Genomic DNA, 19,416 nt, shown 5'->3' with positions numbered 1-19,416 from the left:
AGGTTCGGTGCGCTTCCCATTCGGTTCCGGCCGAGGCAACACCCCTGCTTTTCAAGCAATTTGACGGTACGTCCGGTCAGCCACGGGCGGTTCAGCCGCCGGGTGCGGCCAGCGGCGGCGGTCGCATGGTCTCCGTGCCGTACGGGGGCCGGTCCGGCGGGTCCAGCAGTACGGCGAGCTTGCCACGCAGGCCTTGAGCCCGGGCGGTGTCCGGGTCGGCCAGCCGTATCCGCAGGTCCCGCACCGGGCCGTGCAGCCCGTCGGCATGCTTGGCGAGTCCCAGCACCTGGGCGGCCTGGCGGTGGAAGTCCCCGCACTCGTCGTGATCGTGCCGGTCGCGGCGCCACAGCACCACCGAGTGCCCGGCCATCAGCGCGTCCTTCATCGCCGCCTGCCCCTCGCCGCTGCCCACGGGACCGCAGTACACCGGCACGCACGCGTCCCCCATCGCCGACAGGGCGCCGTAGTACGGGAGCTTGCCGCCGATCCGCGCCCCGGCCGGGTGGCCGTCGGCGGGGGGCCGCCCGTGCAGCGACTCGTGCGCCAGCGGCCCGCGTGTCGCGCCCCGCCAGCGGCGGCGCCACTCCGGGGAAGGCGGCCGGTGATGGCGCCGGACGTCCCGGATGACGACGGTCCGGCGCATCCCGAGCGGTATCGACCGCTCGTCCACGAAGTCGCCGTCGTCACCGAAGTCGCTGTCGTCACGGAAGTCGTAGTCGTCACCGTCGTCGTCCGAGTCGCCTTCGGAGCGGGCGGGAGGGCCGGCCCCGTCCGGCAGCAGCTGCCACTCGTCCACCGGCAGATCGAACAGCTTGCTCGGCAGGAACACCTCGATGGCGGCCAGGTGCTCCCCGTGGTCGCCCTGGCTCAGCGCGAGGGCGAGCGGCCCCCGGAGCACCTCGGCCAACTCCTCGGCACGCACGCCCCGGTCGTCGCCGTCGACCGGGGTGACGTCCTGGCCGTCGTAGAGCAGCTGCACGCTCCACGGGTAACGCCCGCCGTACATCGGCGCACCGACCTTGACGAGCACATCGGTACGGCCTTCGGCAGGCGGCTGGGACGGGGTGGGATCGAGCTGCCCGGTCTCGATCGCGGGCAGGGTGTCCAAGGGACCGTCGGCGCGGCGGTCCTGATCGTCGTCGATGCCGCCCGTGCCATCCAGGCCGTCCATGCCGTCCATGCCGTCCAGCAGGGCCCGGATGGCCTCGCCGACCGCCCAGTGGCGGTGGCCGTCGGCCTGGCCCGCGATCCAGTCGGCGAAGGCCCGCAGCCGCCCGGGCGCCACCTCGCCGGCCCGCTGCCGGGCGGTCCTGCGGGCCACCTTGGCCGCGTACAGCAGAACGGCGTCGAGGTCGACCAGCGTGCCGCCGCCGCCCTGCTCAAGCGTGCGCAGCCCGTACAGCAGCCCCGCGCCCTGGCGCCAGGTGCGCACGTTCTGGAGCACCGGCGACCGCAGCCGTTCGCCGCGCACCTGCTCCTTGACCTCGTCCACGAGGTGCACGATCTCGCCCGCTCCGGACGGTGGCGGCAGCTCTGCCAGGTGGCCGTGGAGCCGGGTCCGCAGCTCGGCGCCGATCCCGGAGGCGGGCGGCAGATGCGCGGGCAGGGCGGCCTGGAGGACCGTCCAGTCCGGGTACTGCGACGGGGCGTCGAGGCGGCCGAGGTGGTACCGGTCGTGCGCGCGCAGCACCTCGCGCACCACGCGGCCTCCGTCGCGCGTGTTCAGCAGCTCGTACAGCGCGGTGACCGGGACGACGAGCCCCTCCTCCCGGCCGCGCCCTTTGATCACGCCGACGACGGAGCCGTGCCCGAGGTCGAGCACCGGCCCGCCGGACAGCCCGCCGATCGGCAGACTCCCGGACAGCATCAGGAACGGGCCGTCGGCACCGGCGAGTTCCCCGGTGCCGTGCCGGATGCCCGGCTCACCGGTCTGCACCGACCAGCCGTACAGCCCGGCCGGGGTGCAGGCGCCCGGTTCCCGGTCGGCGAGCCACAGGCAGGGCACGTCGTCGGCGCCGCTCACCCGGACCAGCGCGAGGTCGGGGAACGGCCACGGCTCGCGCAGCGCCTGTCCGGCCTCGGGCAGGGGCGTGACGAGGACGGCCGTCCCCTCGCCGGTGCGCTCCTCCCAGGCGCCGACGGCGGTGCGCTCCAGCCAGGTCACGCTCATCGCGCTCTCCCCTCGGCACACCGCGGCTCCCCCGTGCCCCACGACATGGGCGCAGGTCAGCATCCAGCCGGGGGCCACGAAGAACCCTGATCCCCAGTACGGGTCACGGTCCGTTGCATACCCGTTACGCGGTGCTCCGATGCGCGCGAGGGAGGGGCGCACCATCTCGCTGAAGGCGCTCATGCGCCGTCGGGGTCCGGAGATCCGGGCGGTACGGCGCCGCCGCCGGCCGCCGCGGGGTCGGCGCCGGGGGCCGTCGCGGCGGGTTCGGTCCAGGTCAGGGACACCGTCAGGGAGGACTTGCCACCTCCCTGCCCGATGGCGCTCACGATCTTGCCGGACTGCGCCGTCAGTTCGATTCCGAAGCTGACGGACACCTCTACCGGGGCCGGGGTGTCCAGACCGGCGCGCAGGGAGCGCACGATTCCGCCCACCGTGCCGGCGAGTCCGTCCGCCATGTCGATGACCCGGTCCCCGAACCCGGTGTCCCAGTAGCCGCCCCCGTCCAGCGCACTCCCGTCGGCCGCGCCGACCCTGGCCCAGACGACGGTCCCGTCGTCCAGCCGGATGCGTTCGACTCCTCCACCCATGACGCCCCCGTTCACCGAATGGGAGGAGAAGGCTAACTCCCGAGGAAGGGGAGAGGGAGGGGCCGCGGACGATACGGCTGATTACACGCCTGATGACACGCCTGGTTACGCGATCGGTTACGCGTTCGGTTACGCGTCTTACGGCTTACTCGTCGTCCTCGTCGTCCAGGCGGGCGAGCCAGGTGGCGAGCCGCTCGACGGGCACCTCGAAGTCGGGGTTGAGATCGACGAACGTGCGCAGCTGTTCGGCAAGCCACTCGAAGGTGACCTCCTCCTCGCCGCGCCGCTTCTCCAACTCCTCGATACCGCGGTCGGTGAAGTACATGGGGTGCGTCTCCTGCGTATACATCCAGACCAGCGGCTGTTCCGCCACCGGTGGGTCCAGGGACAAGCGTAGGCGCACGAGCCGCCCGCGCCCGCGCGTCCCCTCGTACGCCGGCCCCAGCGTCCCATGCGCCAGGCGCTCACACGAAAGGGTGTCTTGACTTTCCCCGTCCGCGATATATCGTGAATCTCGGAAGACGCGATATGGCGTGTCGCGACTCCTGTTCGGCCGAGGAGGTCCCCATGCCCGAGTGGTCCGTCACCGAGCCCCAGAAGCTCACCTTCGACACCCCCGTGAGCGACCTGAACGTACGCATCGTCAACGGAACGGTGAACGTCGTGGGCACGGACGAAGGTTCCGCACGCCTGGAGGTCTCGGACATCGAGGGCCCACCGCTGACGGTCACCCTGAAGGGCGGCATCCTCACGGTGGCGTACGAGGACCTGCCCTGGAAGGGCTTCCTCAAGTGGCTCGACCGCAAGGGCTGGCGGCGCAGCGCCGTCGTCTCCCTCACGGTCCCGGCGGGCACACGCATGGAGGTGGGCGTGGTGGGCGCCGCGGCGGTCGTCTCGGGCATCAGCGGCCCCGCGACGGTCAAGGGCGTCACCGGCGACACGACCCTGGTCGGCCTCTCCGGCCCCGTCCGCGCGGACACCGTGTCCGGGAACCTGGAGGCCCAGTCCGTCACCGGCGAGCTGCGCTTCAACTCGGTCTCGGGCGACCTGACCGTGCTGGAGGGCTCCGGCCCCTCCGTGCGGGCCGACTCCGTCAGCGGCTCCATGATCATCGACCTGGACCCGGACGGCCCCACGGACGTCAGCCTGACCAGCGTCTCCGGCGAGATCGCCATCCGCCTGCCGCACCCGGCGGACGCGGAGGTGGAGGCGAACACGGCGAGCGGCATGATCTCCAACGCCTTCGACGGCCTGCGGGTGCACGGCCAGTGGGGCGCCCACAAGATCACCGGCCGCCTCGGCGCGGGCAACGGCAGGCTGCGGGCCACCACGGTCTCCGGCTCGATCGCCCTGCTGCGCCGCCCGCCACGGGAGGACGAGGAGGACGCCGCCCGGACCGCGTCCGGCCCGGGGGCCGACCCCGCGACCGGCACCGCGGCCGCCCCGGGGGACAATTCCGTCTCCGGTCAGGATGCCGACGCCGACAGCGTCCCGGCCGACGGCACGACCCACAAGAAGGTGCTCTGACATGCCCCCCGTCTTCGCCCACGGCCGCCTCCGCCTCTACCTGCTCAAGCTGCTCGACGAGGCCCCGCGCCACGGCTACGAGGTGATCAGGCTCCTCGAAGAACGCTTCCAGGGGCTGTACGCGCCCTCGGCGGGCACCGTCTACCCCCGGCTGGCCAAGCTGGAGGCCGAGGGCCTGGTCACGCACACCACCGAGGGCGGCCGCAAGGTGTACGCCATCACGGACGCCGGCCGCGCCGAACTGGCCGACCGCAGTGGTGAACTGGCCGACCTGGAGCTGGAGATCCGTGAGTCGGTCGCGGAACTCGCCGCCGAGATAAGGGCCGACGTGCGCGGCGCGGCCGGCGATCTGCGCCGCGAGATGCGCGCCGCCGCCTCCGAGGCCCGCCGGGGCGCGAAGGCGGGCGGCGCCGCGGAGGGCCCCTTCGCGGAGTACGGCGAGCTGACCGACAAGGAGGCCTGGCGGGCCGCCAAGGAGGAGTTGCGCCGGGTCAAGCAGGAGTGGAAGGAGCAGGCCCGCCGCGCCAAGGACGAGAGCCGCCGGGCCCGTGACGAGGCTCAGCGGGCCCGTCGCCAGGCCCAGGAGGCCCAGGCCGAGGCCCAGGCCGAGGCGCGGGCCCAGGCCCAGGAGGAGATGCAGCGCATCGCCCGCCGGGTCCAGGACCGCGTCCAGGACCACTTCACGCGCGGCGACTGGCCGACCGGCGTACGGGAGGGCCTGACCGAACTGGCCAAGGAATTCAGCGAGTTCGGAAAGGACTTTGGAAACGGCTTCGGAAGGGGGGTCAAGACGGACTTCGGGAAGGAACCCGCCAAGGAATCCGGGAAGGGAACCGCCGAGGAGCCCGGCAAGGACCGGGACTCCGGCCGCCCTGCCGGCGAGCCGGCCACGGCCACCGCCCCCGGCGCACCCCTCCCCGACTACTCCGCCACCCCGGAGGACTTCCCGGCCGCGTACGAACCGGCCTGGGCGCACGAGGACTCCACCGGCGACCCGGCCCGCGACCTGGACCGCCTGCTGGACCGCTTCCGCGACGACATCCGCGACGCGGCCCGCGACCACGGCGTCACCGCCGACCAGCTCCGCGACGCCCGCCGCCACCTGTCGACGGCGGCGGCGCACATCGGGGCGGCACTGCGCGCCCCGAAGCCCTGAGTCACCCCGTGGGGCGGGCCCGGTACCCCGGACCCGCCCGGGGACGTCAGGAGTTGGTGAGCACGATCTTGCCGAACTGCTCGCCGGACGCGAGCCGTTCGAAGCCCTCCCGGGCCCGGTCCAGCGGGAGCAGTTCGTCGATGACGGGCCGCACCCCGGCCGTGGCGCAGAAGGAGAGCAGTTCGGCCAGCTCCTCCTTGGAGCCCATGGTGGAGCCGACGACCTTCAGTTCGAGGAAGAAGATCCGGGTCAGCTCGGCGTGCGAGGGCCGGTCGCCGCTGGTGGCGCCGGAGATGACCAGCGTGCCGCCGGGCCGCAGCGACTTCACCGAGTGGGACCAGGTGGCGGCGCCGACCGTCTCGATGACGGCGTCCACCCGCTGCGGCAGCCGCGCTCCCGGCTCGACCGCCTCGACGGCGCCCAGCTCCAGCGCCCGCTTCCGCTTGGCCTCGTCCCGGCTGGTGGCGAAGACCCGCAGACCGGCCGCCTTGCCGAGCACGATCGCGGCCGTGGCGACACCGCCGCCCGCACCCTGCACGAGGACCGAGTCACCGGGCCGTACCCCGGCGTTGGTGAACAGCATCCGGTACGCCGTCAGCCAGGCGGTCGGTAGACAGGCGGCCTCCGCGAAGGACAGCTCCTTGGGCTTGGGCAGGATGTTCCAGGTCGGCACGGCGACCTGCTCGGCGAAGGTGCCCTGGTAGCGCTCGGTGAGGATGGAGCGCGGCTCGTTCGGGCCGACGCCGTGGCCGGTCTGGCCGATGACGGAGTGCAGGACGACTTCGTTGCCGTCCTCGTCCACTCCGGCGGCGTCGCAGCCGAGGATCATCGGCAGCCGGTCCTCCGGGAGGCCCACGCCTCTCAGGGACCAGAGGTCGTGGTGGTTCAGGGAGGCGGCCCTGACATTGACCGTGCTCCAGCCGGGGCGGGCCTCGGGCGCCGGGCGCTCCCCCAGCTCAAGGCCGGAAAGCGGCTGGTCGCGGTCGATTCGGGCGGCGTAGACAGCGAACATGCAGCCGACGATAGGTGCGCAACGCAACGGACGGAACCACAAGTGCCTGTGACACACGCCCTCTTGCACAAATCAACAGCCCGCCTCCCCAGTGACCCGAACTGGCGGGCGGGCAGGCGGGCGAAGAAAACGGCCCCGCCCGACCGGGCGGGGCCATTCACCACAACGTCAGAGCCGGGCAACGCCCTCGGCCCGAGCCGCAGCCGCGACCGCCGCGGTGACGGCCGGAGCGACGCGCTCGTCGAACGGCGACGGAATCACGTAGTCCGCGGCAAGGTCGTCCCCGACCACCGAGGCCAGCGCCTCGGCCGCCGCGATCTTCATACCCTCCGTGATCCGCGTGGCCCGCACCTGAAGGGCGCCCGCGAAGATCCCGGGGAAGGCCAGCACGTTGTTGATCTGGTTCGGGAAGTCCGACCGCCCGGTCGCGACGACCGCCGCGTACTTGTGCGCGACGTCCGGGTGCACCTCCGGGTTCGGGTTGGCCATCGCGAAGACGAAGGCACCCTCGGCCATGGAGGCCACGGCCTCCTCCGGGACCGTACCGCCGGAGACGCCGATGAAGACGTCGGCGCCCGCCAGCGCGGTCTCGAGCGAGCCGGTGATGCCCGCCTTGTTCGTGAAGGAGGCCAGCTCCCGCTTGACCGAGGTCAGGTCCTCGCGGTCGGCGGACACGACGCCCTTGCGGTCCGCCACCGCCACGTCACCGATGCCGGCCTCGACGAGCATCTTCGCGATGGCGACACCGGCCGCGCCGGCGCCCGAGATGACGGCGCGCAGCTGCCCGATCTCGCGCCCGCTCAGCCGCGCCGCGTTCCGCAGCGCCGCGAGCGTCACGACGGCCGTACCGTGCTGGTCGTCATGGAAGACCGGGATGTCCAGGCGCTCCTGGAGCCGGCGCTCGATCTCGAAGCACCGGGGCGCCGAGATGTCCTCCAGGTTCACACCGCCGAAGGACGGGGCGAGCCGGACCACGGTCTCGACGATGTCGTCGGCGTCCGTGCAGTCGAGCGCGATCGGCACGGCGTCCACGCCGCCGAACTGCTTGAACAGGATCGCCTTGCCCTCCATGACGGGGAGCGAGGCCTGGGGACCGATGTCCCCGAGTCCGAGCACGGCCGTTCCGTCGGTCACGACGGCGACCACGTTGGACTTCCACGTGTAGTCGTTGACCAGCTCCGGCTGCTCCGCGATCGCGGTGCACACGCGCGCGACGCCGGGCGTGTACGCGAGGGAAAGGTCGTCCTTGTCGCGGACCGGCACGGTGGCCTGCACGGCCATCTTGCCGCCACGGTGCAGCGCGAACGCCGGATCGATGGAATCGAGAGGCTCGGTGGCCCCGTCCTGATCCGTATTGTCGCTGCGAGGATTGACGGTCTCCGCTGCCACTTCGTTTTACCCCTTAGGTATGCATGGTTTGAGGGTCGACCACTCCTGGTGAGGGGTGGGCGGGCACCGCGCACGGCCCGATTGCTGATACGTACAGGCCCTGCGCGACGGGCGCGCCGCACACGCGCCCTGAGCCCCGGATGAGGGGTGTAAAGAACCTTCTTACCGGACGGACGGTGCCCACGACGAGTCCATTGGGTACAAGGTCACATCCTGGGATCCGAAAGCCACCGGAAGATGACGTGCCGCTGACGGATGTACCGATTCTCGAGTGATCGTCAAGACGACCGCATGCGGGGGCTCCTGCCGGGTTTGGCGGGGTGCGCGCAGGGTTCGAATGACACAAAAGGCGCGACCCGGCCGGACCACATCGTGAGACACGCCGAAGGTTTTCCGGCAGGAAAGCTTGATTTCCGCAGATGGTTCGGTGGCGATGGGCCGAGGTTGTACCGACCTGCGCCGGTTCGGGGGTCACCCGTTATCCGATTTTGACATGGGAGCGCCCCTGAATGGCCTAGTCCGAATGGCAAGATGCCGTAAACCCACGAGGTCGCAACACCCGAAGGTGTGTGTTCTCGTCGACCCATCGGCAACTCTTCCCACCAGCCGGAGGAACCCACGATGACCGCAAGCTCCACCCGTCGTACGACCGCCGCGCACTCCCGGCTAGTAGCGGTCGGTGCGATCGCGGTCGCAGGCGCCCTGGTACTCACCGGCTGCGGTGACCAGACGAAGAAGAAGAGCAACGACAACAGCTCTTCCGCCGCCAGCGCCCCGCTGGCGAGCAAGCTCCCGCAGGACATCCGTGACAAGGGCGTCATCAAGGTCGGTTCGGACATCGCGTACGCCCCGGTGGAGTTCAAGGACTCCTCCGGCAAGGCCGTCGGCCTGGACCCCGACCTCGGCGCCGCTCTGGGCAAGCAGCTCGGCGTGAAGGTCGAGTTCGACAACGGCACCTTCGACGCGCTGCTCACCGGTCTGCGTTCGGGCCGCTACGACATCGCCATGTCCGCCATGACGGACAACAAGAACCGCCAGGAGGGCGTCGACCCGGACACGGGCAAGAAGGTCGGCGAGGGCGTCGACTTCGTCGACTACCTGACCGCCGGTGTCTCGATCTACACCCGCAACGGCGACACCAAGGGCATCCAGTCCTGGTCCGACCTGTGCGGCAAGAAGATCGCCGTCGAGCGCGGCACCGTCTCCAACGACCTGGCCAAGGCCGAGGCCAAGAAGTGCCCGAAGGGCAAGAAGCTCACCATCGAGCCCTTCGACGACGACCAGCAGTCGCAGACCCGTCTGCGCTCGGGCGGCGTGGACGCGGCCTCCTCCGACTTCCCCGTCGCCGCGTACGCGGTGAAGACCTCCGGCGGCGGCAAGGACTTCCAGATCGTCGGCCAGCAGGTCGAGGCGGCCCCGTACGGCATCGCCGTGGCCAAGAAGGACACCCAGCTGCGGGACGCGCTCCAGGCCGCGATGAACGCGATCATCAAGAACGGCGAGTACCAGAAGATCCTCCAGAAGTGGGGCGCCCAGGACGGCGCCGTCAAGGAGTCCGTGATCAACGGCGGCAAGTGACCCGCGCATCCCGAGCGGCCACTGAGAGGCAACACCCGTGACTGACATCGACAAGACGGCCGGGGCGGACACCACGCCCCCGGCCGGCCCGGAGGCCATCAGGGCCATCCCGGTCCGGCACTACGGACGATACGTCTCCGCCGTCATAGCCATCGCGCTCCTCGTCGCGATCATCTACGCGTTCGGCCAGGGCAAGATCAACTGGCACGCGGTACCCGACTACTTCTTCGACCACCGGATCACGACCGGTGTCAGCAAGACCCTCCTGCTGACGGTCCTGTCGATGCTGATCGGCATCGTCGGCGGCATCGTCCTCGCGGTGATGCGCCTGTCGAAGAACCCGGTGACCTCGTCCATCGCCTGGTTCTACATCTGGTTCTTCCGCGGCACCCCGGTCCTGGTCCAGCTGTTCCTCTGGTTCAACCTCGGCCTGGTCTTCGAGTACATCAACCTGATGCCGTTCTACAAGGACTACTGGTCGAACTTCATGACGCCGCTGCTGACGGCGCTGCTCGGCCTGGGCCTCAACGAGGCGGCGTACATGGCGGAGATCTGCCGTGCCGGTCTGCTCGCGGTGGACGAGGGTCAGACCGAGGCCGCCCACGCACTGGGCATGAGCCACAGCAAGACGCTGCGGCGGATCATCATCCCGCAGGCGATGCGCGTGATCGTGCCGCCGACGGGCAACGAAGTGATCAACATGCTGAAGACGACCTCGCTCGTGGCGGCCGTCCAGTATCCGGAACTGTTCCGATACGCCCAGGACATCGGCCAGAACTCCGGTGCCCCGGTGGAGATGTACTTCCTCGCCGCGGCCTGGTACCTGATCATGACCTCGGTGCTGAGCGTCGGCCAGTACTACATCGAGCGGTACTACGCCCGCGGCTCCAGCCGCCAGCTGCCGCCGACGCCGTGGCAGAAGGTGAAGGCCAACATGTTCTCCCTGGGCCGCCCGAGGGGAGCCGTGAGCGCATGAGCGACAAGAACAGCAAGCTCAGCAAGACGGACAGCACGGACACCCCGTCGGCCGCGCCGAGGGACAACAACGTCCCGATGGTCAAGTCCGAGGGCGTGCACAAGTCCTTCGGTCCCGTCGAGGTCCTCAAGGGCATCGACCTGGAGGTGAAGCCCGGCGAGGTGTTCTGCCTCATCGGCCCCTCCGGCTCGGGCAAGTCGACCTTCCTGCGCTGCATCAACCACCTGGAGAAGATCAACGCCGGGCGGCTGTACGTGGACGGCGAGCTGGTCGGCTACCGCCAGCAGGGCGACAAGCTGTACGAGCTGCGCGACCGCGAGGTCGCCATGAAGCGCCGCAACATCGGCATGGTCTTCCAGCGCTTCAACCTGTTCCCGCACATGACGGCCCTGGAGAACGTCATGGAGGCGCCGGTCCAGGTCAAGGGCCAGAGCAGGAGCGAGGCCCGGGAGCGGGCGCAGCAGCTGCTGGCGCGGGTCGGCCTGGCGGACAAGTCCGGGAACTACCCCTCCCAGCTCTCCGGCGGCCAGCAGCAGCGGGTGGCGATCGCCCGCGCCCTGGCTATGGACCCCAAGCTGATGCTGTTCGACGAGCCGACCTCGGCCCTCGACCCGGAGCTGGTCGGTGACGTTCTCGACGTCATGCGCGACCTCGCCGAGTCGGGCATGACGATGGTCGTCGTCACCCACGAGATGGGCTTCGCCCGCGAGGTGGGCGACAGCCTGGTGTTCATGGACGGCGGCGTGGTGGTCGAGTCCGGCCACCCGCGCGACGTCCTGACGAACCCGCAGCACGAGCGGACGCAGTCGTTCCTGTCCAAGGTGCTGTAGTTCGGCGCGTGAGCGTGTGAGGGGGCGGTACGGGATCCTCGTACCGCCCCTTCGTCATGTCCGCCTGCGCCTCATGTATCCCTACGGCAACAGCTGTGGCTTCAGGGCCAGTTCGCGCAGCTGGGTGCGGGTCAGCGGGAACGACTTCAGCACCGGGCCGAGGGCTCCCTTGCCGGCGAAGCCGGTCCAGTCACGGATGCTCACCAGCGTGCCGTCCTTGAGGAGCAGGGTGGCGTTCAACTCGGGGCCGCTGTAGGCGGGCTGGACCGCCTTCTGCGCGGGCCACTGCCACAGGGTCAGCAGGCGGCCGCCGGAGACCTTCTCCTGGGTGCAGTTCTCCTTCCGGGGGCTCTCGTGGGGCATGGCGCACGGGGCCTTCTCGACGTTCTGGGCCTTCTTCACCACCCGGACCGTGATGAATCCGGTGCCCCCGCCGCGGGTGACCGCGTACTCCCCGTCGTAGGGCCCCACCTTCGCGACGTCGAGCGGCTTCTTAGTGCCCTTGATCAGCTGTCCCAGCGACACCTCGCGAACCGTGCCGACGCCCGGGGGCAGCAGCTTCCCGAAGCCCGTCTCGGCGGCGGTCGGCGAGGCGGCCACGTTCTGGCCCTCCCGGCCGGGCAGCACGCCCGAGCCGAAGACGACTCCCGCCGCCACCGCCGCCGCCACCGCGCCGGTGGCCGCCGCGCGCCGGCCCCGGCGCACCCGTGAGGCGCGCGCGAAGACGCTCTCGCTCCCGCGCCCCGCCGGCACCGGGACGGTGTCGACCGCCCGGCCGAGCAGTTCGCGTACCGGCATGTCGTTGTCACTCATACGTGCTCCTCCAGCACCGCGGCCCGCAAGGCCGCCAGTCCTCTTGCCGTGTGGCTCTTGACCGTGCTCTCCCGCATCCCGAGCAGCTCGGCGGTGGCGGCCACGCTGAGGTCCTCCCAGTAGCGCAGCACGAGCACCGCCCGCTGTCTGGGCGCGAGTCCCGCGAGAGCGGCCCGGACCATCAGACCCGTGTCGCTGTCGACCGACCGGCCGGGCCGGTCGGGCAGTTCGCCGTAGGCCTGCTCGCGCCGCCAGAAGCGGCGGCGGGCCGAGATGAAGGTGTTGACCAGCGTCTTGCGCGCATAGGCTTCGAGGTTCTCCAGCCGCCCGTGCCTGCGCGCGCCGAGGACGACCTTCACGAGCGTCGTCTGGACGAGGTCCTCCGCCTCGTCGCGGTTGCCGCACAACAGGTAGGCGCTGCGGAACAGCGCCGTGCGCCTGCCCTCGACGAAGGCGTGCAGAGCCGCTTCCGCGCCCCGCGTCATCCCTCCCCCTTTCCGCCGGTCCACCGGGTACGGACCGTCTCACCCGTACCAGTGCGGTGGGGGACTGCCGGGGACGCAGTGGAGGCGGTACGAATTTCCGTACCGCGGCTCGGCGAAGCGTTCCCCCGGATGCGTAATACCCTAAAGTAACGACCGTCTGTTACCACCGTCTGTTACCGCCGCTGTTACCCGACCGCACTCCCGACCACAGAGCGCCCCGTAAGGAATACAAGTGGAACTGGCCTATTACTCGGATTACGCCGTACGCCTCGTCAACAGCGAGGAGCCGGCCCGGGGCAAGGACTCGCTGACCTCGGTCGAGGCCGTCCGCGATCTGTTCGGTGTCAACGCGGCGGCGGCCCGCCGCGCCACGGACGCCGACGTCACACGCTTCCGCTCGGTCCGGGCCCGGCTGCGCGCGGTGTTCGAGGCGGCCGACAAGGGCGACGAGACGCTCGCCGTGGACCTGCTGAACTCACTCCTCCTGGAGTTCCCGGTCAGCCCGCAGATCTCCGGGCACGACCACCGCGACGAGGACGGCCGCCCCCTGTGGCACATGCACCTGGCCGACCACCCGTCCAACGCCACCGCGGGCTACGCGGCCATCGCGGCGATGGGCCTGGCCTTCCACCTGACCGAGTACGGCGTGGACCGCCTCGGCCTGTGCCAGGCGGCGCCGTGCCGCAACGCCTACCTGGACACCTCCACGAACCGCTCCAGGCGCTACTGCTCGGACCGCTGCGCGACCCGGGCCAACGTGGCCGCCTACCGGGCCCGCAAGCGCCTGGAGGCGGACAGGGGGGAGAACAGCGGCCTCGCGGCCGACAGTGCCCAGCGCAGCAGCGCCAGCGGCGAACGCTGACCGGCGCCGAGCGGGCGGTAGCGGAAGCGGGCCGTGCCGAGGATCAGCTCCTCCGGCACCACCCCGTAGTCGGTGCTGTCCCCGCCCGCGTACGGATTGTCCCCGAGCACCCACCAGCCGCCCTCGCGCCGCTCCACGGCACGCTTGACGACCAGCAGGTCCTGCTGGAACGGATGACGCAGGACCACGATGTCCCCCGGCCTGACCACGGCCCCGTACTGCAGCAGCAGCCGGTCCCCGTGATGGAGCGTGGGCACCATGGACGGGCCGGTCACCTCGGCCACTCCGAAGGGCGCCCCGGCCCTCCCCCGCTCGGTCTCCTGCGACAGCTCCGGCATCACCGGCACCTCCCCGGTCCGTTCCTCCACCAGTCTCAGTCTGACCCTGGACTTTTGTCCTAAGCCGTAGGGGGCACTCGCGAAAACCCGTGGCTCAGGGAGTAATGTCCCACCTGAGAAGACGATCACGAGGAAGGAATGCTCCATGCTTTCCCGCCTGTTTGCCCCCAAGGTCAAGGTCAGCGCGCACTGCGACCTGCCCTGCGGTGTGTACGACCCGGCCCAGGCCCGCATCGAGGCGGAGTCGGTGAAGGCCGTGCAGGAGAAGATGGCCGCCAACGACGACCCGCACTTCCAGGCGCGCGCCACCGTCATCAAGGAGCAGCGCGCGGAGCTGGCGAAGCACCACGTCTCCGTGCTCTGGAGCGACTACTTCAAGGCCCCGCACTTCGAGAAGTACCCGGAGCTGCACCAGCTGGTCAACGACACCCTGAAGGCCCTCTCGGCCGCCAAGGCGTCCACCGACCCGGCGACGGGCCAGAAGGCGCTGGACTACATCGCCCAGATCGACAAGATCTTCTGGGAGACCAAGAAGGCCTGAGGCTTTCTCTCCCTGGAAAGGGGCTCGGTCGGTACCTCCGACCGAGCCCCTTCCTGTACGCAGACGACCTCAGCGGAACGGCGGGGTCTGCCCTCAGCGACGGCAGACGAGGATGCCGCCCAGGCACGTGACCTCGAAGGCCCCGTGCTGGGCGATGTGATCGAGGAGGATCGTGCGGGCCCGCTCGATCGTGGCGTCGAAGGGCACATCGTGCTGGTCCGCCCATGCCCGGTAGGAGGCCATGTGCGCGATGACCGGATCGGGTTCGTGAACCATGATGGTGCCGGGCAGTTCGAGTATCTCCACCCGGCCGAACTCCTCCCCCAGGAAGGCCGGAGCCTTCTCCAGGGAGAAGCGGGCGCTGAGCGAGATGCGGGCCGGGCCACGTCCGGTGCCGAGCACGTCGCCGGCGGCCCGCTGCCACAGGTCGTCGAGTTCAGCCTTGTCCCGATCGCTGTTGGTGGAAGCGATCACCAGCCCGTCACGAGCAGCCACACGGGACAGCTCCCTGACCGCCTGAAGGATGTCCGGCACGTGGTAAAGCATGTGCAACGCCAAGGCAGCATCGGCGCTCTCCGTGGCCAGCGGCAAGCGGGTGGCGTCCGCAACGGCAACCGGGCCAGGGACACCGGCGAGGATGCCGGGAGCGATGTCCAGGCCCAGCAGGGTCAAGTCGGGCCGGTCGTCGCGAAGCCTCTGGATGAACTTGCCGTTGCCGCAGCCGACATCGACCACACACCCGTTCACGCCCCTCAGCTGCTCGGCGACGATGCCTGGCAGGTCGTAACGGGGCGTCTGCCACTGATAGAGCGACTGGCGGGCGGCCAGATCCCGGTCACTGCTGTAGGCACTTCCGGCGAGACGGCCCCGGTCGGTGACGGCGGCGTCGTGTGCGGCGGACAGTTCGGTCACGTCGGCAACTCCGGAGGGTGGGCGGCGGGTGCGGCTGCAAGGACGGCCGTGTGCTGGAGTCGTTCGCGCAGGTGTACGGCCTGCGCGGCTCCACCGTACTGCGGCCTGCTCAGCTCCTGGCCCAAAGCAGTGAGCCGGCGCACGATGCTGGCCGACATGCGCTCCGGAGGGGAGCCGAGGACGAAACCGAGCATCGCCTCGGTAGCGTCCAGGTCGCCGAGGAGCATGTGGCCGCGGGCGAGATCGACGTGGGCGGCGAACAGGTCACCAACCGACTGGTCGTCGTCTTCGGCGCTGCGGTAGAGCCGGATCGCGGTGTCGGCGCTGGCGATGGCCTGCCGGACGTGCTCCCGCCCGCCCACGGCCAGGTGGCTCGTCCCCGCGTACGCGAACTGCTTGGCGGCCGGGAAGGCGAAGATGCCCGGCACCTCGTCGTGGCCACGCATCGCCTCGCGGGAGCGCTCGGCGCCCGCCAGCGCGGATACGGCACCCGCCCGGTCTCCGACTATGGCCAGCGCCCGCGCCTCCAGGCTCGCCAGCCGAGCCCCGATGCTCCCGCCCGCCCGGTGCCGGCGACCGGCCTGCGCCAGCCGAGCCGCCCGCTCGTGGTGCCCGGTCCAGTAGGCGATCAGGGACTCCACAGCCCGTACCCAGGCCAGCATCCCCTCGTGGCCGGCCGCCTCGGCGCACGCCCGGGCGGTACGGCTGTGCGTGGCGGCAGAGTCATAGTCGCCCAGGTCCAAGCAGACGTGCGCGGACAGCCCGCACAACCGAGAGGCCGTGACGTACAGATCGGTGGTCTGCCGGGGATGCTGCCGCCCGCGCAACAACTCGAACACCCCGTTTCGAAGCCGCTTGATCTCAACGTACAGCTCCAGCAGCGGATGGCTGACGTAGGTACGGACCTGGCCGATTACTAGGAGACCAAGAAGGCCTGATCTTCGATCACGCCACTTGACCTGCGATTTCTTTGGTCGCTGGTCTTCCTGCCCGGCCCCAGGTGGGAGTAGCTCCGCAGTGATCACGGCGGAGGCGGTCACTCGGTGTGCAGGACCCGGGCGATGGTCTGCCGGGCCGCCGCACGCGCCGGTACCACCGCGCCCAGTGCGGCGATCACCACCCCGGCCAGCGCCGGCAACACCATGGTCCCGGGGTGCCACACGTCCAGCATCCGTGCCGGGAAGGCGAGATGGGCGCTGTGCTCGGTCAGCGGGATCACCACACGGTAGGCCGCGACTCCCAGCGGCAGCCCCAGGATCCCGCCGACCAGACCGAGCCCGGCCATGGACACCACCAGCATCACCGTGACCTGCCGTGGCGTCATCCCGATCGACTTCAGCATGCCCAGGTCGCGCCGCCGTTCCCGGGCACTCAGCACGACCGTGTTGAACACCCCCATCGCGGCGACCGCCGTCAGCATCAGGGTCAGCACGGACGCAGAGCTGATCACCGTCACCGCCCCGGTGTTGACCGAGGGCTGCTCGGACGGGTAGAGCCCGGGATCGGCGGCTCGAACCGCCTTCGTATAGGCGCTGACCTCGGCTCCGGGGGTGAGCCGCACCCAGTACTGGTTGGCCCGCGCGTGGGGTGCCAGGGCGGTCACCGTCGCCCAGTCCGCGCGCATCCAGTCCGACGGCCCGGACATGACCTCCCCGACCAGGGTCACGCGCTCCGTCCGGCCGCCCGCCGCGCCCAGCGTGAACGAGTCACCGACGCGCAGACCGTACTTGGCCAGGAACCTGCCGGAGGCCACCACCTCGCCGGGCCTGCGCGTCCACCGGCCCCTGGCCAGGTCGTCCTGGAGCACGGACCGGCCCCCGCGCGCTCCCTCGATCGTCACGTCCTGGCTCTGCCCGAGCATCCGCACCTGGGTGAAGCCCACGGCGGACACGTCCGCCGCATGGGGCAGAGAGCGCAGCAGCGTCTGTGTCGCGGCGTCGCCGTGCTGCGGAACGGTCTCCCCGAACCTGGCCTGCCCCGCCCAGACGACCACCTGCATCCTGCCCACGCCCTCGATGGCGTCGCTGTAGGAGACCATGGTGGCCGACAGGCCGGTGGCGAAGGTCACCGTCGCCACCCCGAGCAGTACGGCGGAGACGGTGAGCAGCGCCCGTCCGGGCCGGGCGAGGGGCAGGCCCAGGCCCAGCGTCACCGAGCGCGGCAGCCGCACTCCGCTCAGCCACCGCTGCACCGCCGGCCGCCGCCCGCCAACGGACGCGCCACCCGCGCTGATCGCCAGTGCCGCGGAGAGCCGGTGCGCGCGCAGCGCCGGGATCAGTGCGGCCAGCAGCACGACTGCGGGCATGCCCAGCGCCGTGGTCACGTACACCCAGGAGCCGACCGTCGGCCTGAGGGTCACCGAGCCGAAGTCAGCGCCGTAGAAGACCTGGCGCAACAGCGGCCGTGCCACCACCCCGCCCAGGGCCGTGCCGATCGCCGCGCCCGCCGTCGCCGGGACACAGACCATCACCAGGTAGACCGCGACCACCTGGATCGGCGTGAATCCCACGGACTTGAGCACCCCGATGTGCCGGAAGCCGGACACGACGGCACCGCTCACCACATTGGCCACGATCAGGACCGCCACCAGCAGGCCGAGGATGCCGAAGGCCATGAGGAACGGCACGAAGGTGTTGGGCTCGGCCGCGAACTGCTCCTTCAGCGTCAGATACGACTGGTGGGCGACCAGCGATCCGGACGGCAGGCCGGCGCTCACCGCCGCGGTGTCCGCCGCGATCTGCCGGGCCGACGCGGCCCGGTCGAACCTGTACAGCATCTGGTACGTCGTGGGGTGCAGGGCCCCGATCTGCCGCGGGGAGACCCATGCCTGCGCGGTCCCGCTCACGCTGGAGGCGAGGCCGACGACGGTCAGCGGCGCCAGTCCGGGCAGCCGGATCCGCTTCCCGATCGGAGAGTGCGGCCCGTCGCCCATCCCGGGCGCGTCCGGAAGCTCCAGGACGAGCTGACCGGGGCCGGTGGCCCAGTGCCCGGCGAACAGGTCCAGCCGGTCGACCGGGCCGCCGGGGTCCGCCCGGCCCACCACGGTCAGCGGGCCGGGCCCCATCCCGGGCAGCTCGGCGACCGCGCTCTGCGGCAGGTCGATCACCGCTTCCGGGAACGGCCCGGCCGAGGCGCGCACGCCCGGTCGGTGCGCGGTCCGTGCCAGCCTGGTGCCGGAGACCTTCGTCGCGTCGAACGTGGCGACGACGTGGGCGCCATGGGCCTGGGCGAAGATCCGGTCGAAAGGACCGGACGCGACGTCCAGCAGCCCGAGAGCGACCACCAGGGCCATGCTGGAGACCAGGACCACCACACCGATGACCGAGGTCTGCAGTCGTCGGCGGCGCACGGCCGCGCGAGAGGCCCGCCACACCGCGCTCATGCCGTCCGCTCCAGGGTCCGCTCACTGGTGATCCGGCCGTCCGCCATCGTCACCAGACGGCTCGCGCAGCGCATGGCCAGCGTCTGATCGTGCGTCACCAACAGCAGGGTCTGACCCAGTTCGTTGAGGTCGATGAGGAGGTCCATGACCTGCTCGCCCGCATGGCTGTCCAGCGCGCCGGTCGGCTCGTCCGCCAGCAGCAGCGCGGGCCGGTTCATCAGCGCGCGGGCCACCGCCACCCGCTGGCGCTCGCCCCCGCTGAGTGCGGCGGGGTAGACGTTCCTGCGGTCGGCGATGCCGAGTTCGTCCAGCAGTTCCAGTGCCCGGCGCCGGGCCTGACGGGTGGGCGTTCCGGTGAGCTGGGCGGCCAGGGCGACGTTGTCGATCGTGGGCAGGTCGTCGATGAGGTTGAAGAACTGGAAGATCATGCCGATCCGGCGGCGCCGGAAGAGCGCCAGCCCGGTCTCGTTCATCGCGCCCAGGTCCTCGCCGTGCACGCACACCCGGCCGGCGCTCGGCCGGTCAAGGCCGGCGATCATGTTGAGCAGCGTGGACTTACCGCAGCCGGACGGCCCCATCACCGCCACCGCCTCCCCGGCGCCGATCTCCAGCGACACCCCGTCCAGGGCGACGGTGTCGCCGTACTCCTTGCGCAGGCCGCTCACCCGGACGACTTCCTGCTCGCGCACGGCGGCCGGGCCGGCCCCCGCAGTCGTGCCGCTGATGTTTTCGGTGGTCATGACAGGGACGGTAGGCGGGGTGGCAGCCCCGGGCGTCAGCCCCCGGAGGTATCCCGGGACGGCGGTCATCCTGGAGATGTACGGGGTGGCCCCGGAGTAGGACGTCCGCCGGTCG

At 70.8% G+C, this 19,416-nt stretch carries 19 protein-coding genes; 7 read left to right on the top strand and 12 right to left on the bottom strand.

Annotation, left to right across the window (positions count from 1 at the left end; translation table 11 throughout):
* Positions 1 to 91 precede the first annotated feature (91 nt).
* The 3 genes from ACWD3E_RS25530 to ACWD3E_RS25520 form a co-directional block, all read right to left on the bottom strand.
* Positions 92 to 2,353 (bottom strand): VMAP-C domain-containing protein, encoded by a 2,262-nt coding sequence (locus ACWD3E_RS25530; protein WP_451389875.1) that lies wholly within the window; start codon positions 2,351 to 2,353, stop codon positions 92 to 94.
* Positions 2,350 to 2,760: a CU044_2847 family protein gene (locus ACWD3E_RS25525; RefSeq protein ID WP_451389874.1), complete on the bottom strand. Its 411-nt coding sequence runs from the start codon at positions 2,758 to 2,760 to the stop codon at positions 2,350 to 2,352. The genes ACWD3E_RS25530 and ACWD3E_RS25525 overlap by 4 nt, the downstream gene beginning before the upstream one ends.
* 145 nt (positions 2,761 to 2,905) lie before the next feature.
* On the bottom strand, positions 2,906 to 3,085 hold the full coding sequence (locus ACWD3E_RS25520) for a DUF6104 family protein (RefSeq protein WP_003992906.1): 180 nt from the start codon (positions 3,083 to 3,085) through the stop codon (positions 2,906 to 2,908).
* A gap of 242 nt (positions 3,086 to 3,327) precedes the next feature.
* On the opposite strand from ACWD3E_RS25520, the gene ACWD3E_RS25515 reads away from it, so the two are divergent.
* Entirely contained in the window at positions 3,328 to 4,287 is a 960-nt protein-coding gene (locus ACWD3E_RS25515) for a DUF4097 family beta strand repeat-containing protein (RefSeq protein WP_451389873.1), read from the top strand.
* 1 nt (position 4,288) lies between these two features.
* On the top strand, positions 4,289 to 5,443 hold the full coding sequence (locus ACWD3E_RS25510) for a PadR family transcriptional regulator (protein WP_451389872.1): 1,155 nt from the start codon (positions 4,289 to 4,291) through the stop codon (positions 5,441 to 5,443).
* Positions 5,444 to 5,489: 46 nt separating this feature from the next.
* On the opposite strand, the gene ACWD3E_RS25505 is transcribed toward ACWD3E_RS25510, so the two are convergent.
* Both ACWD3E_RS25505 and ACWD3E_RS25500 read right to left on the bottom strand, forming a co-directional pair.
* The gene (locus tag ACWD3E_RS25505) at positions 5,490 to 6,455 is read right to left on the bottom strand and encodes a zinc-binding dehydrogenase (RefSeq protein ID WP_451389871.1); all 966 of its coding nucleotides are present in this window, start codon (positions 6,453 to 6,455) and stop codon (positions 5,490 to 5,492) included.
* 168 nt (positions 6,456 to 6,623) lie between these two features.
* The gene (locus tag ACWD3E_RS25500) at positions 6,624 to 7,844 is read right to left on the bottom strand and encodes an NAD(P)-dependent malic enzyme (RefSeq protein WP_451389870.1); all 1,221 of its coding nucleotides are present in this window, start codon (positions 7,842 to 7,844) and stop codon (positions 6,624 to 6,626) included.
* A 621-nt stretch (positions 7,845 to 8,465) separates the two neighbouring features.
* Between ACWD3E_RS25500 and ACWD3E_RS25495 the strand changes: the two genes are divergently transcribed.
* From ACWD3E_RS25495 to ACWD3E_RS25485, 3 genes are all read left to right on the top strand, one after another.
* Positions 8,466 to 9,422, top strand: coding sequence for an ABC transporter substrate-binding protein (locus ACWD3E_RS25495; RefSeq protein ID WP_451389869.1), 957 nt, complete (start codon positions 8,466 to 8,468; stop codon positions 9,420 to 9,422).
* Positions 9,423 to 9,459: 37 nt separating this feature from the next.
* On the top strand, positions 9,460 to 10,398 hold the full coding sequence (locus tag ACWD3E_RS25490) for an amino acid ABC transporter permease (protein ID WP_451351797.1): 939 nt from the start codon (positions 9,460 to 9,462) through the stop codon (positions 10,396 to 10,398).
* A 77-nt stretch (positions 10,399 to 10,475) separates the two neighbouring features.
* Entirely contained in the window at positions 10,476 to 11,228 is a 753-nt protein-coding gene (locus ACWD3E_RS25485; protein WP_451389938.1) for an amino acid ABC transporter ATP-binding protein, read from the top strand.
* Positions 11,229 to 11,309: 81 nt separating this feature from the next.
* Here ACWD3E_RS25485 and ACWD3E_RS25480 read toward each other — a convergent pair whose 3' ends face one another.
* Positions 11,310 to 12,041: a hypothetical protein gene (locus ACWD3E_RS25480; protein ID WP_451389868.1), complete on the bottom strand. Its 732-nt coding sequence runs from the start codon at positions 12,039 to 12,041 to the stop codon at positions 11,310 to 11,312.
* Positions 12,038 to 12,526, bottom strand: coding sequence for a SigE family RNA polymerase sigma factor (locus tag ACWD3E_RS25475; RefSeq protein WP_451351799.1), 489 nt, complete (start codon positions 12,524 to 12,526; stop codon positions 12,038 to 12,040). Before ACWD3E_RS25475 ends, ACWD3E_RS25480 begins: the two co-directional genes overlap by 4 nt.
* A gap of 232 nt (positions 12,527 to 12,758) precedes the next feature.
* On the opposite strand from ACWD3E_RS25475, the gene ACWD3E_RS25470 reads away from it, so the two are divergent.
* Positions 12,759 to 13,388, top strand: coding sequence for a CGNR zinc finger domain-containing protein (locus ACWD3E_RS25470; RefSeq protein WP_451389867.1), 630 nt, complete (start codon positions 12,759 to 12,761; stop codon positions 13,386 to 13,388).
* Here ACWD3E_RS25470 and sodX read toward each other — a convergent pair.
* Positions 13,292 to 13,726: a nickel-type superoxide dismutase maturation protease gene (gene sodX, locus ACWD3E_RS25465; protein WP_451389937.1), complete on the bottom strand. Its 435-nt coding sequence runs from the start codon at positions 13,724 to 13,726 to the stop codon at positions 13,292 to 13,294. The genes ACWD3E_RS25470 and sodX overlap by 97 nt on opposite strands.
* A 145-nt stretch (positions 13,727 to 13,871) precedes the next feature.
* Here sodX and sodN point away from each other — a divergent pair, with 145 nt between their 5' ends.
* The gene (gene sodN / locus ACWD3E_RS25460; RefSeq protein WP_100828187.1) at positions 13,872 to 14,267 is read left to right on the top strand and encodes a superoxide dismutase, Ni; all 396 of its coding nucleotides are present in this window, start codon (positions 13,872 to 13,874) and stop codon (positions 14,265 to 14,267) included.
* Between the two features lie 93 nt (positions 14,268 to 14,360).
* On the opposite strand, the gene ACWD3E_RS25455 is transcribed toward sodN, so the two are convergent.
* The 4 genes from ACWD3E_RS25455 to ACWD3E_RS25440 all read right to left on the bottom strand — a co-directional run bounded on the left by ACWD3E_RS25455 (position 14,361) and on the right by ACWD3E_RS25440 (position 19,301).
* On the bottom strand, positions 14,361 to 15,179 hold the full coding sequence (locus ACWD3E_RS25455) for a class I SAM-dependent methyltransferase (RefSeq protein ID WP_451389866.1): 819 nt from the start codon (positions 15,177 to 15,179) through the stop codon (positions 14,361 to 14,363).
* A complete protein-coding gene (locus ACWD3E_RS25450) occupies positions 15,176 to 16,009 on the bottom strand; it encodes a hypothetical protein (RefSeq protein WP_451389865.1) in 834 nt (277 codons plus the stop codon). The genes ACWD3E_RS25455 and ACWD3E_RS25450 overlap by 4 nt, the downstream gene beginning before the upstream one ends.
* A 206-nt stretch (positions 16,010 to 16,215) precedes the next feature.
* Positions 16,216 to 18,561, bottom strand: a complete 2,346-nt coding sequence (locus tag ACWD3E_RS25445; RefSeq protein ID WP_451389864.1) for an FtsX-like permease family protein — start codon at positions 18,559 to 18,561, stop codon at positions 16,216 to 16,218.
* The gene (locus tag ACWD3E_RS25440) at positions 18,558 to 19,301 is read right to left on the bottom strand and encodes an ABC transporter ATP-binding protein (RefSeq protein WP_451389863.1); all 744 of its coding nucleotides are present in this window, start codon (positions 19,299 to 19,301) and stop codon (positions 18,558 to 18,560) included. The genes ACWD3E_RS25445 and ACWD3E_RS25440 overlap by 4 nt, the downstream gene beginning before the upstream one ends.
* Positions 19,302 to 19,416 lie beyond the last annotated feature (115 nt).

Source organism: Streptomyces sp. NPDC002676 (genome assembly GCF_053592455.1).
Note: the sequence above shows the minus strand (reverse complement) of the source record. Positions and strands in the feature narration are given on the sequence as shown.

Bases quoted from the DNA above. Each gene is read 5' to 3' on its own strand.
- ACWD3E_RS25530 (WP_451389875.1), bottom strand. From the start codon at position 2,353: ATGAGCGCCTTCAGCGAGATGGTGCGCCCCTCCCTCGCGCGCATCGGA.
- ACWD3E_RS25525 (WP_451389874.1), bottom strand. From the start codon at position 2,760: ATGGGTGGAGGAGTCGAACGCATCCGGCTGGACGACGGGACCGTCGTC.
- ACWD3E_RS25520 (WP_003992906.1), bottom strand. From the start codon at position 3,085: ATGTACTTCACCGACCGCGGTATCGAGGAGTTGGAGAAGCGGCGCGGC.
- ACWD3E_RS25515 (WP_451389873.1), top strand. From the start codon at position 3,328: ATGCCCGAGTGGTCCGTCACCGAGCCCCAGAAGCTCACCTTCGACACC.
- ACWD3E_RS25510 (WP_451389872.1), top strand. From the start codon at position 4,289: ATGCCCCCCGTCTTCGCCCACGGCCGCCTCCGCCTCTACCTGCTCAAG.
- ACWD3E_RS25505 (WP_451389871.1), bottom strand. From the start codon at position 6,455: ATGTTCGCTGTCTACGCCGCCCGAATCGACCGCGACCAGCCGCTTTCC.
- ACWD3E_RS25495 (WP_451389869.1), top strand. From the start codon at position 8,466: ATGACCGCAAGCTCCACCCGTCGTACGACCGCCGCGCACTCCCGGCTA.
- ACWD3E_RS25485 (WP_451389938.1), top strand. From the start codon at position 10,476: ATGGTCAAGTCCGAGGGCGTGCACAAGTCCTTCGGTCCCGTCGAGGTC.
- ACWD3E_RS25480 (WP_451389868.1), bottom strand. From the start codon at position 12,041: ATGAGTGACAACGACATGCCGGTACGCGAACTGCTCGGCCGGGCGGTC.
- ACWD3E_RS25475 (WP_451351799.1), bottom strand. From the start codon at position 12,526: ATGACGCGGGGCGCGGAAGCGGCTCTGCACGCCTTCGTCGAGGGCAGG.
- sodX (WP_451389937.1), bottom strand. From the start codon at position 13,726: ATGCCGGAGCTGTCGCAGGAGACCGAGCGGGGGAGGGCCGGGGCGCCC.
- sodN (WP_100828187.1), top strand. From the start codon at position 13,872: ATGCTTTCCCGCCTGTTTGCCCCCAAGGTCAAGGTCAGCGCGCACTGC.
- ACWD3E_RS25445 (WP_451389864.1), bottom strand. From the start codon at position 18,561: ATGAGCGCGGTGTGGCGGGCCTCTCGCGCGGCCGTGCGCCGCCGACGA.
- ACWD3E_RS25440 (WP_451389863.1), bottom strand. From the start codon at position 19,301: ATGACCACCGAAAACATCAGCGGCACGACTGCGGGGGCCGGCCCGGCC.